Origin of the sequence: Clostridium beijerinckii HUN142, from assembly GCF_000621745.1 — a bacterium.
Classification (GTDB): domain Bacteria; phylum Bacillota; class Clostridia; order Clostridiales; family Clostridiaceae; genus Clostridium; species Clostridium beijerinckii_A.
The window spans coordinates 178,094-191,538 of sequence record NZ_JHXK01000013.1; the positions used below are offsets into that span (position 1 = coordinate 178,094).

Here is a 13,445-nt window from a genome sequence, read left to right on the forward strand (position 1 = left end):
GGCATAAATATTGCTTTACATAATTAATGTGGTTAAAAGCAAATAAAAATGACAGATGAATTTTAGGAGGTATAAATTTATGGCACGTTTTACTTTACCTAGGGACTTATATCATGGAGAAGGGGCGCTGGAAGTACTTAAAACCTTAAAAGGTAAAAAGGCTTTTGTAGTTGTTGGTGGAGGATCAATGAAAAGATTTGGTTTTCTTAAACAAGTTGAAGATTATTTAGCAGAAGCAGGAATGGAAGTAGAATTGTTTGAAGGAGTAGAACCAGATCCATCGGTAGAAACAGTAATGAAGGGTGCCGAAGCAATGAGAAACTTCGAGCCTGATTGGATAATTGCTATGGGTGGAGGTTCACCAATAGATGCCGCAAAAGCTATGTGGATATTCTATGAATACCCAGACTTTACTTTTGAACAAGCAGTTATTCCATTTGGATTGCCAGAGCTTAGACAAAAAGCTAAGTTTGTAGCTATTCCATCAACAAGTGGTACAGCTACAGAAGTTACAGCATTTTCAGTTATAACGAATTATACAGAAAAGATTAAGTATCCTTTGGCTGATTTTAACATAACTCCAGATATAGCAATAGTTGACCCAGTATTAGCTCAAACTATGCCAAAAACATTAACAGCTCATACTGGAATGGATGCACTAACTCATGCTATAGAAGCATATACTGCATCACTTAGATCAAATTTTTCTGACCCTTTGGCAATCAAAGCCTTACAAATGGTTCAAGAAAATTTAATTAAATCATTTGAAGGAGACAAGGAAGCTAGAAACTTAATGCATGAGGCTCAATGTCTAGCAGGAATGGCATTTTCTAATGCGTTACTTGGAATAGTTCATTCAATGGCTCACAAGGTTGGTGCTGTATTCCATATTCCTCATGGGTGTGCAAATGCTATATTCTTACCATATGTAATTCAATATAATAGAACAAAATGCGAAGATAGGTATGCTGATATTGCCAGAGCATTAAAATTAGAAGGAAATACAGATACAGAATTAACTGATTCATTAATTGGAATGATTAATAAAATGAATAGTGACTTGAATATTCCTCATTCAATGAAAGAATATGGAGTTACAGAGGATGATTTTAAAGCAAATCTTTCATTCATTGCTCATAACGCAGTGTTAGATGCATGTACAGGATCAAATCCTAGAGAAATAGATGATGCGACAATGGAAAAACTATTTGAATGCACATATTATGGAACAAAGGTTGAACTATAATACTTAGTATTTATATATAAATGTAAAAACATAAGAATAAAGCAATATGATTGTATAAATCAATGATTTTGATTTTCATAATAAAAAGCTCTCTATCGAGGGCTTTTTATTATGAAAAAAATTATCGGAAAACAATAATATTTATTGTTATTTTTTTATTTAAATGATAAAATTACTTTAATATTAAGAAAATAACAATTGTTACGAAATGATTAGGGGTCATATAATGTAATTTAATGCAATAATATAGAAGAATGTGATGAGTTATTTTCATTAAATGCTTTAGTAGTTTATACTTAAAGTTACAAAAGGCCGGTTCAAACTTAATAGTTTTAATTGGTCTATTATTATATTTTAGTAGGAGTAAATATTAAATAATTAAACGATTAAATTAAGTTTTCGATGCTTAAAGGGGGATAAAATATGATTAATAATTTAAAAGTTAAACAGAAAATTTTCTTATTTTCAGGGATAATGATTTTATTGATTATCTTTATGGGGGGAATTGGATATTATTATAATTTGCAATCAAATTATAATGTAACATCTATGTACAAAGAGAGATTGCTTCCAGTAGAGTGGCTAAATGATAATAGGAACCAATCAAGAGCAATAGAAGCAGATACATATAATATTATTTTGAACGTAAAAGATACTGAAGAACAAAATAAGAAATTGAATGATATTAAAGATAGAGTAAAGGCATATGATAAAAACTGGCAGGCTTATAAAGAAACTGAGCTTGAACAATTTGAATTAGAAACCGTACCATTAGTTGAGAATGATCTTAAAGAATATAGAGCGACAAGAGATGAAATTATAAAATTAGCTATGGAAGGAAAGCAAGAAGAGGCTTTGGAAAAATATAAATCAATAACTGGGAAAGTAGATGAATTTCAAAAAAACTTAAAAGCTTTGGCGACATATAATGCTGATAAAGCACAAGAAATAAATATTCAAAATAACAATAGTTTTAATTATTCTAGAAATATTTTTATGGTATTAGGTTTTTTGTCCGTAGTGATAGCCACTACTTTATCAGTTATTATATCTAAAACAATTGCTAATCCATTGAAATTATCAGTAGAATGCATTAGAGTTTTAGCCAAGAGAGATTTTACAGTATCAGTTCCTGAGCTACTTTTAAAAAGAAAGGATGAAATGGGGGAGCTAGCTAATTCCATATTTTTAATGAAAAATGATATTAGTATTTTAGTGAAGGAGATAATGGAAAGATCACAGGATATGAACGCCTCTAGTCAAGAACTTTCTGCTACTGTGGAGGAATTAACAACAACTGTAGAGAGCATAGACGCATCAATTAGAAATATATCAAATGATTTGCAAGAAACAAGTGCATCATCAGAAGAAATAAGCGCATCTATTCAGGAAGTGGATTCCAACATTAATTTGCTATCAAGTAAATCAATGGAGGGAAGTAATAATGCGAGTAAATCAAAAGAAAGAGCCACAGAAGTACAAAGCCAAGGTAAAGCATCATTAGAGGAAGCAAGAAGATTATATGAAGAAAAGAGAGAAAAGGGGGTTAAAGCAATTGAATCTGGCAAGGTTGTAGAAGATATAAAGGCCATGGCAGATACTATAGCTGATATATCAGAGCAAACAAACTTACTTGCTCTTAATGCGGCAATTGAAGCAGCGAGAGCAGGAGACCATGGAAAAGGTTTTGCAGTGGTAGCAGAAGAAGTTAGGAAGTTAGCGGAAGGGGCATCCCAGGCGGTTACTATTATAAAAGATACAATAGTAAAAGTACAAGCTGCGTTTAGAAATCTTTCTGATAATAACGTAGAAGTATTAGATTTTATAAAAGAAGATGTAAATTCCAAATTTGAGGATATGAAGAATATGGGAAATCAATATTATAATGATGCTGAATTTGTAGCAAATATGTCTGAAGAAATAGCTTCTATGTCAGAGGAACTTACAGCAACAATTCATGAAATAACTAATGTGGTACAGAATACAGCTGAAATTGCACAGAAATCATCTGAAAATGCTGAAACAATAAAAGATAGTGTAAGTGAAACAACAAGTGAAATAGAGCAGGTAGCAAAAGCTGCACAACAGCAGGCGCTGTTAGCAGAAAAGCTAAATGAAGTTGTAAACCAATTTAAGGTATAAGCAATTATAATTAATAAATTTATTTAAAAATTATATTATTTAAAATGAAGATAGCGCTTTCAAGATGAAGTGCTATCTTTTTTTATAAACTATTTTTTCATTTGATGAGAGATCTATCTTGTCTAATTACATTAGTGTAAGTCTACAAGTAAATCTTTTATAATGATGTTTACTTAAATTGTATATAATTTGTAATTAGAATGTAACAAAACTGTGACAATTATTTTCTAGAATATAAATATAGATTTAAGAGAGTTTACAACTCAACATTTAATTTATGAATAATATTTGAGGTGATAAATATGAATGATAAAATAGTTTATTCTATTATAGTACCTTTATATAATGAGGAACTTGTCATAAATCAAAGCTACAAAAGACTTAAGGAAGTTATGGATTCCATAAATGAAAGTTATGAAATTGTATTTGTAAATGATGGGAGTAAAGATAGAACAAGAGAAATAGCAGAAGAAATATGTAGCAGAGATGAGAATATAAAACTTATCAATTTTTCAAGAAATTTTGGTCATCAAGCAGCGATAACAGCAGGGATGGATTTAGCATTAGGAGATGCAATTATTGTGATAGATGCTGATCTTCAAGATCCACCAGAAGTAATGCTTAAAATGATTGAAAAATGGAAAGAAGGCTATGAGGTTGTCTATGGAAAAAGAGTAAAGAGAGAAGGGGAAACCTTTTTTAAAAAATTTACTGCAAGAGTATATTATAGATTATTAAGAAGCATGACAACAGTTGATGTTCCGGTAGATACAGGAGATTTCAGACTTATAGATAGGAAAGTTTGTAATACGCTAATAGCTTTACCAGAAAGAAATAGATATGTAAGAGGACTTGTGAGTTGGGTTGGCTATAAGCAGACTTATGTTGAGTTTATAAGACAGGAAAGATTTGCAGGAGAAACTAAATACCCTTTAAAAAAGATGTTTAAGTTGGCATGTGATGGTATAACATCACTATCATATAAGCCACTTATTATTGCAGGACATTTTGGAGCTCTAGCTTTGTTAGTTGGAATAGTTTTAATGTTTGTTGATATTATTAAGTCTATAATTAATAAAAGTAGTTTATTGAACATTACAATGATGGTAGGAATTAACATGATGATGTTTGGAGTAGTTTTAGGTTGTATTGGAATAATGGGGCAGTATATTGGAAGAATATTTGATGAAAGTAAAGGCAGGCCAATTTATATAATTTCGAGTACAACAAATTATAATAGATCAAGTAAAAAATATAATATTATTAATCTAGAGAAAAAGACATTATAGAGGGGGAACGAATTTGAAGAAATTAAAATTAACTAAAGAGAATATAAGTATATCTTTAATTTTAATATTATCTGCGATATTGAATTTTGCTAATATAAGAATTGAAGGATATGGTAATAGTTACTATGCTGCTGGAGTAAAGAGCATGACTATGAATATTAAAAATTTCTTTTTTGTATCCTTCGATCCAGGGAGTTTTGTTACAATTGATAAACCGCCAATGGGATTTTGGATACAGGCTTTATTTGCTAAGATACTTGGATTTAGCGGATGGAGTATATTATTACCGCAAGCATTAGCTGGAGTAATTTCAGTTTATCTTGTATATTTTCTAGTGAAAAGATCTTTTGGGAGTGTAGCGGGACTTATTTCAGGATTATGTCTTTCAGTAACTCCAGTTTTTGTAGCAGCAAGCAGAAACAACACCATAGATAACTTGCTTGTCTTAACACTGCTCTTTGCTTGTTTGGCTCTTACAATAGCTGCTGAAAGTGGAAAGGCTAAATATCTTTATCTAAGTTTAATACTTGTTGGAATTGGTTTTAATATAAAAATGCTAGAAGCATATATGATTGGACCAGCAATTTATATAACATACCTTCTTTCTTCATCTATAACATTAAAAAAGAGAATAACTCATGTTGTTATAGGGACATTTATTCTTTTGTCAGTATCACTGTCTTGGGCATTAATTGTAGATCTAGTGCCAGCACAAAATAGACCTTATATTGGTAGCAGTACAGATAATAGTGTTATGGAACTTATAGTTGGTCACAATGGATTAGAAAGACTTGGACTTGGCAGTAAATCAAATAAGGGACCTAATGCTAGTAATAATAAAAAAGATGATAGACAAATGCAATCATACAATAATATCGAGATAAGTAATGATCAGAATAAACAAGTGAGTAAAGGAAATTCTAATGGAATTGGAAGTGAGTTACAAAACAGAGATGGACAAGATAATGAAAGTGTGAAGGAAGCGCCTAATGGAGGAATGCTAGGTGGAGGCCCAGGGGGACAAGGAGGACTTCAAGGCTCTTTTGGAGGACAGACAAAAGCAGGAATAACAAGATTATTTTCTAAAAATAGTTTATCTGATCAAATAGTTTGGTTTTTACCACTTGCATTATTAGGTTTTGTAGCTGGTGCTATAAAAGAAAAACTAAGATTAAAGTTAGATAATAAAAGAAAAATATCGTTAGCATTATGGATCATATGGTTAGTGCCTGAATTCATCTATTTTAGCTACACAACAGGTTTGTTCCATCCATATTATTTAACAATGATGGCACCGCCAGCAGCAGCATTAGCTGGAATTGGAATAGTAATAATGTGGAAGCTTTATAATGAAAAAAAATGGGCATCATGGTTATTACCAATAACGTTAATTATAGAAGGTTTTGTTAATATGATGATGTTATCTTATTTTTCAAATAACCTATCAGATAGTGTAAGAAAAATAATTTTAATAGCCTTGTTACTATGTTTTTTAACTTCATTAATATTAGCAATATTAAATTTATTGAGCTTTATTAGAAGAAAAAATGATACTAATTTAAGTGATAATAAGGACATACACTTGAAAAAGATATTGCTAGGAATTTCTATGGTTAGTATTTTAACAGTACCATTTATTGGATCAAGTTCAGCAATTACTCATAGTGTAAATAGTACTATTCCCACTGCTGGATTGGAACTTCTTTCAAACAGTGAAAGAGGCGGAGCAAGTTTTGGCAAGGAAAGAAGTGACAATGGTAAAAATTCGAAGTTGCTTGATTTCTTAAAAAGTAATATAACAACTGAAAAATATTCACTTGTCGTACCATCATCACAAAGCGCTGATAGTATAATAATCCAAACTGGTGAACCAGTAATGGCTCTTGGTGGATTTTCAGGATCTGATAAAATTCTTTCTTTAGACGAATTTAAAGAGATGGTTAAGAATGGAGAAGTAAGATATGTACTCACTGGGGGCATGGGCAGAGGCGGAAGTAGTGAAATTTTAAATTGGGTTGCTGAAAATGGAACGTTAGTTCCGGAAAGTCAATATAAGGATGTTGTATCAAATGATGAACAAAATGTTAAAGACAGTAACGACATAAAAAATAAATCCAAAAATGAAAATCAAAATACCAATTCAGTAAGGCAGGATATGGGAGGACCAGGAGGAAATAATTCGGAACAATTATATGATTTAAAGGATGAATCAAATATTTTAAAATAAGTTTTTTCAAATAAAAAGGGCATGCATTCGTGCAAGTTATTAAAATTTAGCTACACAAAGACTAAAGAGTTTAGCTCTTAAGGCGATTTTAAAGCTGATTTTTATAGTTTAATATTTGCAGAAGCAAGCCCTTTTTTATTACATTTAAAATTTTAGTAAGTCAAGGGCTTGATTAGGATTAAAATGTAGAAATTAAATTGCAGCATATATTTAGATATCGTGAAAGGAAACAATAGTAATGAGCGAAGTAAACTTTAAAAAATATATATTTAGAATAGGGTTGGCTTTTATATTATTAGTATCAATGTTTTCTAGCATTTATGCGATAAAAAATTATAAAAGCGATAATATTATGGAACAAAGTGGTGGATTTAAAAGGACTTTAAATATTAAAAATAGTGAGAATTTACCAGATAATATACCTTCCTTAAATAATAGTGAACCTGATTTACAGAATAATAATATTAAAAGTGATAATAATCAATATGATTCGAAAGGAATAGTTTCACCAAATGCAGATTCATTTGAGATAGGCATGAATGACAAACCACAGAAAGATGATAATATAGGATCAAATGAAAGTCGGGATAATCAATTTGACTCTAATAGAAATAAACAGAGAGAAAAAAATAAAAATGCTAAACAAGGAGAGTTCAATGGCAATATTCAAAGAGGGGGAGTTGATGATAGATATCTTTTAAGTATCACAATATACTCAGTATTATTTCTAATTGTGTCATGTAGTGTTTACTGTTTAGTTAAACGAAAAAATATAGAATTTAATTATAAAGATGAAAAATTATTAATAATTACATTAGTATTTACAGGAATCTTTTTAAGAATCTCGGCTTCCACACTTATAAATGGACATAATGATATTAATTTATTTAAAAATTGGGCAGAAACTGCGGCAAACGGTTTTACACAATTTTATGCTAATGCTAGACAAGCCGATTATCCACCTGTATATATATACATATTAGGGTGCATAGGAAAAATTGCAAATATACAAGTATTTAATTTGTATTATATATTATTACTTAAAATTCCATCTATAATAGCAGATGTTGTGACAGCCTATTTTATATATAGGATTGGGAAAAGGTTTCTAAATGCAGTAACTAGTATTTTTTTGGCCACATTTTACATCTTTAATCCAGCAATTTTTATAGATTCCACATTTTGGGGACAAGTTGATTCTTTATTTACATTACTCATTGTTATTTCGATATATCTGTTATATGAAAAAAAATATGTATTTTCATCAGTAATGTTTGCATTATCTGTATTTATGAAACCACAGGGAATTATATTTCTTCCAGTACTTTTCTTTGAATTAGTTAGACAAAGAAAAATTAGAAATTTTATATATGCTGCAGTTTCAGCGGTAGCAACTGTAATTGTAATTATAATTCCTTTTTCGGTAAACGAACAAAGTCCAACTTGGATTTTTAATCTCTATTTAAAGACAATATCAGAATATCCATATGCTTCTGTAAATGCGTTCAATTTTTTTGGTTTAGTAGGGGCAAATTATAAAAATGATAATACTACATTTTTTATATTTAACTATCATACAATTGGAATTATGTTTATAATTCTAACAACTTTAATTGGCTGGATTATATATATAAAAGGGAATGATAGAAAGTATATTTCAGCAATATCCTTACTTCAAATTGCAGGAGTATTTACGTTTTCGGTTGGAATGCACGAAAGATACTTATTTCCAGCGGTAGCATTATCAATTTTAGCATTTATATATTCAAAAGACAGGAGATTTTTTATAATGGCTATTGGGTTTAGTATTACTAGCTATATCAACATCTCCACGGTTTTCTTCAAAACAAACACATCAGTTTTTGCGGTTTTATTGAAAGTAACTTCATTATTTAATGTAATATTAGTTTTATATTTAGTAAAAGTTATTATAGATAACACTGTTAAAAAATTTTCTTTGAAAATTGATAATAAGGAGAGTGAATTGTTATGAACGTAAGAAAAGCTGTAATACCTGCAGCTGGCCTTGGAACTAGGTTTTTGCCAGCAACTAAAGCCCAGCCAAAAGAAATGTTACCTATAGTAGATAAACCTACTATCCAATATATAGTAGAAGAAGCAGTTGAATCTGGCATTGAGGAAATACTTATAATAACAGGGAGAAATAAACGGGCCATAGAAGATCATTTTGATAAATCTGTAGAGCTTGAAGATGAGCTTGAGAATAGTAAAAAAGACGAGTTGCTTAAGATGGTACAAAGTATATCTAATATGGTAGATATTTACTATACACGTCAAAAAGAACCCAAAGGACTTGGAGATGCAATAAGTCATGCTAAAAATTTTGTTGGAAATGAACCTTTTGCAGTAATGCTTGGTGATGATATAGTTGATAATGAAGTTCCATGCTTAAAACAATTGATAAATTGCTACGATAAATATAAGACTTCAGTATTAGGCGTTCAAGAAATCTCTGAATGTAATATACCGAAATATGGAATAATAAAAGGGATAGAGATTGATGATGGACTTTATAAGGTTAGTGATATGGTAGAAAAGCCTAAAATTGAAGAGGCACCATCTAACATAGCTATTTTAGGTAGATATATAATAACGCCAGATATATTTGATATACTTGAAAGTACCAAACCAGGAAAATCAGGAGAAATTCAATTGACAGATGCGTTAAAAGAATTAACAAGGCAAGAAGCAGTATATGCTTATTGCTTTGAAGGAAAAAGGTATGATGTTGGTGATAAGTTAGGATACCTTCAAGCTAATATAGAATTTACTTTAAAACGCGATGATTTAAGGGATGATTTTATAACTTACTTGTCAGATTTAAGAGATAGAAGTGTTAATCTAGATTTGATTCATTAAAACGTAATACATTGTCTAGATGATGCAAACTTTATATAATTTTCCCCGTTTGTATAAAAATATTTTATAAATAAATTAATATATCAATAGTTAGGAAAAACAAATTTATAGTATGAGTATAGTTAATTAATGTTGGGTATATTAGTAACGTAAGATAAAAAGTAATCAAAGGAGGAGAAATATGAGTAGTTCAACTATGACTATTGCGACTAAAAAAAAGTTAGAACATAAGGATCAGAATGCTATAATAACGAATTCAACATCTGAAACTATTATTGTATATGGACCAAGAAGAGAAACAGATGGAGGAAACTATGATAATTCGTGGTATGTTCTCCACTCAGGAGAAACTATTCCTAGTGATTGGCAATGTGATGGAATTTTTATTCCTAAGGATAGAAAATTTATGCAAATGAGCGATGAAACTATACAAGGTCCAGTAGCTGTAAAGTTTGGAAGCTTGATGCCAGTTACAGTAATACAGGATGGAGAAGTATATATAGAAAAAGGTAGTCACAATGAAGGCGTGTTCCATAAATCTGAAATAGATTGGGATGTACCAGACTTTGATGCGGAGTATTGCCAAAATATAAGCATGGCAGCATATCAAATCCAACCCAATAAGAGGTTTTAAATCTTTCTTAAAAATAAAAATCCATGGATTACTTCTTAGTAATACGTGGATTTTTTAAATAAAAAATTAGATAACATAAAATTAAAATTGAAAGTCTTGCAAATAAACAAATATTTGTGGATTATCACTATAAATATATAAGGGCAAAGGAGTGAAAAAAATGTCAAAAGCTTTATTTGTAAATATGTTAGGTCACGGACATGTTAATCCAACTATAGGAATAGTTAGGGAGCTCATAAATAGGGGAGAAGATGTTACATATATAGCAGGAGAAGAGTTTAGAGATAAAATAGAAAAAACAGGTGCTAAGTTTATTGGGCATAAAAATTTATTTGATTTATCTAGTTTAATTACCAGTAGTTTAAATTTAGAAACTAATGAAAAACTATTGAATGCCCTTAATACTTTTAAAGAAATAATCGAAGAGATCTTCAAATTAGATGAAAAATTTGATTATATTATTTACGATTCTTCGTTTGTATTAGGTGGAGAAGTGGGAAGAGTATTAAATATACCAACAATTTCTTCTAGTAGCATTTTTGCAATAAATGAAAAAATAATAAAAAGTTTGTTAGATCTACCAATCTCACAAGAATTTAAGTTAAAGATGGAAGGAGCTAAGCCAAAGATTAAAGAAATTCTAAGCAGTCATAATTATGTGGAATTTGTCAATGAATTACAAGAGAAGTATAATATAAAGTTTCCTAGCATGGTAGATAGATCTGGAAAGAAAGGCATGCTTAATATTGTATATACATCTAAGTACTTTCAACCATATAGCGAAAGTTTTGATGAAAGTTATAAATTTATTGGGTCATCAGTAATAGATAGAAAAGAAAGTATCGACTTTGATTTATCAAATGATGAGGATAAGAAGGTAATTTATATATCTCTAGGAACTATATTCAATAATTCTACTGAATTCTATGAGTGTTGCTTTAAAGCTTTTTGCAATATGAATGTAAAAGTTATTATGTCTGTAGGCAGGAAAATTGATATAAGTATGTTTAAAAATATTCCATCCAACTTTATAGTTCGTAACTATGTACCACAATTAGAAGTATTAAAATATGCAGATGTATTTATCACTCATGGTGGTATGAATAGTACAAATGAAGGCTTATACTTTAACATACCATTAATTTTAATACCTCAATCAGTTGATCAACCTTTTGTAGCTAATAGGGTGGCTGAGCTTGGCGCAGGAATTGTCATAGAAAAAAATAGAATTACGCCGGAAGCGCTAAATAAATGTGTAGCTGAGATACTATCAGATGATAATTTTAGGCTTAACAGTGAGAAGATAGGTGAATCTTTAAGGGAAGCAGGAGGATATAAAGTTGGAGTTGATGAAATAATAAAGCTAAAAGATTCTATGAAATAGTATTTAACTATTGATAAATTAAATTTAATTGGTTTGGATTTATTGTATATAAAAATAGGGTGTTAGAATATCGCAAATTCATTTGAATTATGCGATATTTATTTTATGCTTTAGCATTCGGAAAACCACTCAATAACATGGTGGTCTTGAGATTAATAAATTGTAATTTATATTGAAGAAGTTCGCATTAAATGAAATATAATATTATAATTTATGTAGTAAATTTATTATAATATTTCGAAAATGAATAAAGCTTATATATGATTTAAGTATTAGGCTTATATTAATTGAATAGGAGATGTAATATGGAATTAAGAGATATATACAATAGTAAAGGCTATAAAACTGGATTAAAAAAAGAACGTTCTGAAAATCTAGAAGATGGAGAATATTATTTGGCAACTGAAGTATGGATAATTAATAGTGACAGCCAAATATTAATTCAACAAAGATCAAGTACTAAAGATATACTTCCTAATATGTGGGGGCTAACTACAGGATGTATGGTTAGCGGAGAGGATACATCAGAGGGCGCTTTGAGAGAAGTTAAGGAGGAGATTGGATTATCTCTTGAAAAAGATGAATTAAATTTTATTCGTAGAATATTTCGTCAAAATTCTATTTGGGATATATATTTTGTATATAAGGATATTGAATTATCCAAGTTAATTCTTCAAAATGAAGAAGTTAGTAACGTAAAGCTTGTCTCTATTGAAGGGTTTAATAATATGCTTTTATCTGGAGAGTTATTTGAATATCCAGAAATTTATGATATTTTATCGCTAATTAAGAATAAAATTATTGAATGTTAGGGATAGTTGGTTATTTATATTAAATAAGACAAGATAATTTATAATACATATATCAATATTTGTTTATTTTGAGATAACAGAATGATCTGTGACATGTTTGTAACAAAAATCAGCTACAATAAGAATAATTAGATATTTTTGTGGAGGGATATAATGAAGGGGAAAAGGATACTAGTTGTTGATGACGAACCATTGATAAGAAAACTTGTAACAGATTTTCTAAAAAAACAAGGGTATTTAACAATTGAGGCTGGTGATGGAAAGAAAGCTATGAATTTGTTTTCTAGTGACGAAAATATAGATTTAATAATTCTTGATGTCATGTTGCCAGAATATGATGGTTTCACTGTATGTAGAGAGATAAGAAAGAAATCTAAAGTTCCGATTATTATGCTGACGGCAAGAGGAGAGGAATTTGATGAAGTTTTTGGTTTAGATATTGGAGCTGACGAATATATATCAAAACCATTTAGTCCTAATATACTAATAGCAAGGGTTAATGCTGTTCTGAGGAGAGCAAATTCAGAAGAGAGAGGTAAGGAGCTCAAAGATTTTAATGGATTGACAATAGACCATAGTGCCCATCAAGTTGTTATAGATGGTGAAGTTGTTGACTTAAGTCCTAAGGAATATGAACTATTGATTTATCTTTCTGAAAATTATGGGAAAGCATTAAGTAGAGAGCAAATATTAGATAAGGTATGGGGATATGATTACTATGGGGACTTAAGGACAGTGGATACACATATAAATAGATTAAGAATAAAGTTAGATAGAAAAAGTGATTATATACAAACAGTACGTGGTTACGGTTATAGGTTTGAGGAATAA

Annotated in this window: 10 protein-coding genes; all 10 read left to right on the top strand. The window is 29.8% G+C overall.

Annotated elements, in window-relative coordinates; translation table 11 throughout:
• The first annotated feature begins 79 nt into the window (after window positions 1-79).
• The 10 genes from T483_RS0108650 (at window position 80) to T483_RS0108695 (ending at window position 13,445) form a co-directional block, all read left to right on the top strand.
• The gene (locus T483_RS0108650; protein WP_026886500.1) at window positions 80-1,246 is read left to right on the top strand and encodes an iron-containing alcohol dehydrogenase; all 1,167 of its coding nucleotides are present in this window, start codon (window positions 80-82) and stop codon (window positions 1,244-1,246) included.
• Window positions 1,247-1,669: 423 nt separating this feature from the next.
• Window positions 1,670-3,388 carry a methyl-accepting chemotaxis protein gene (locus tag T483_RS0108655; RefSeq protein WP_026886501.1) on the top strand — a complete coding sequence of 573 codons (1,719 nt, stop codon included), beginning with the start codon at window positions 1,670-1,672 and terminating at the stop codon, window positions 3,386-3,388.
• A 302-nt stretch (window positions 3,389-3,690) separates the two neighbouring features.
• On the top strand, window positions 3,691-4,677 hold the full coding sequence (locus T483_RS0108660) for a glycosyltransferase family 2 protein (RefSeq protein ID WP_026886502.1): 987 nt from the start codon (window positions 3,691-3,693) through the stop codon (window positions 4,675-4,677).
• Between the two features lie 13 nt (window positions 4,678-4,690).
• On the top strand, window positions 4,691-6,904 hold the full coding sequence (locus T483_RS0108665; RefSeq protein ID WP_026886503.1) for a glycosyltransferase family 39 protein: 2,214 nt from the start codon (window positions 4,691-4,693) through the stop codon (window positions 6,902-6,904).
• A 238-nt stretch (window positions 6,905-7,142) separates the two neighbouring features.
• On the top strand, window positions 7,143-8,897 hold the full coding sequence (locus T483_RS0108670) for a glycosyltransferase family 39 protein (protein WP_026886504.1): 1,755 nt from the start codon (window positions 7,143-7,145) through the stop codon (window positions 8,895-8,897).
• Window positions 8,894-9,784, top strand: coding sequence for a UTP--glucose-1-phosphate uridylyltransferase GalU (galU, locus tag T483_RS0108675; RefSeq protein ID WP_026886505.1), 891 nt, complete (start codon window positions 8,894-8,896; stop codon window positions 9,782-9,784). Before T483_RS0108670 ends, galU begins: the two co-directional genes overlap by 4 nt.
• A 181-nt stretch (window positions 9,785-9,965) precedes the next feature.
• The gene (locus tag T483_RS0108680) at window positions 9,966-10,418 is read left to right on the top strand and encodes a hypothetical protein (RefSeq protein ID WP_026886506.1); all 453 of its coding nucleotides are present in this window, start codon (window positions 9,966-9,968) and stop codon (window positions 10,416-10,418) included.
• A 160-nt stretch (window positions 10,419-10,578) separates the two neighbouring features.
• On the top strand, window positions 10,579-11,802 hold the full coding sequence (locus T483_RS0108685; protein WP_026886507.1) for a macrolide family glycosyltransferase: 1,224 nt from the start codon (window positions 10,579-10,581) through the stop codon (window positions 11,800-11,802).
• A gap of 305 nt (window positions 11,803-12,107) precedes the next feature.
• A complete protein-coding gene (locus T483_RS0108690) occupies window positions 12,108-12,614 on the top strand; it encodes an NUDIX hydrolase (RefSeq protein ID WP_026886508.1) in 507 nt (168 codons plus the stop codon).
• Window positions 12,615-12,767: 153 nt separating this feature from the next.
• Window positions 12,768-13,445 carry a response regulator gene (locus T483_RS0108695; RefSeq protein WP_026886509.1) on the top strand — a complete coding sequence of 226 codons (678 nt, stop codon included), beginning with the start codon at window positions 12,768-12,770 and terminating at the stop codon, window positions 13,443-13,445.

What these genes read in the sequence shown, in the direction of transcription:
- T483_RS0108650 (WP_026886500.1), top strand. Translation starts at nt 80, where the DNA reads ATGGCACGTTTTACTTTACCTAGGGACTTATATCATGGAGAAGGGGCG.
- T483_RS0108695 (WP_026886509.1), top strand. Translation starts at nt 12,768, where the DNA reads ATGAAGGGGAAAAGGATACTAGTTGTTGATGACGAACCATTGATAAGA.
- T483_RS0108680 (WP_026886506.1), top strand. Translation starts at nt 9,966, where the DNA reads ATGAGTAGTTCAACTATGACTATTGCGACTAAAAAAAAGTTAGAACAT.
- galU (WP_026886505.1), top strand. Translation starts at nt 8,894, where the DNA reads ATGAACGTAAGAAAAGCTGTAATACCTGCAGCTGGCCTTGGAACTAGG.
- T483_RS0108685 (WP_026886507.1), top strand. Translation starts at nt 10,579, where the DNA reads ATGTCAAAAGCTTTATTTGTAAATATGTTAGGTCACGGACATGTTAAT.
- T483_RS0108655 (WP_026886501.1), top strand. Translation starts at nt 1,670, where the DNA reads ATGATTAATAATTTAAAAGTTAAACAGAAAATTTTCTTATTTTCAGGG.
- T483_RS0108660 (WP_026886502.1), top strand. Translation starts at nt 3,691, where the DNA reads ATGAATGATAAAATAGTTTATTCTATTATAGTACCTTTATATAATGAG.
- T483_RS0108670 (WP_026886504.1), top strand. Translation starts at nt 7,143, where the DNA reads ATGAGCGAAGTAAACTTTAAAAAATATATATTTAGAATAGGGTTGGCT.
- T483_RS0108690 (WP_026886508.1), top strand. Translation starts at nt 12,108, where the DNA reads ATGGAATTAAGAGATATATACAATAGTAAAGGCTATAAAACTGGATTA.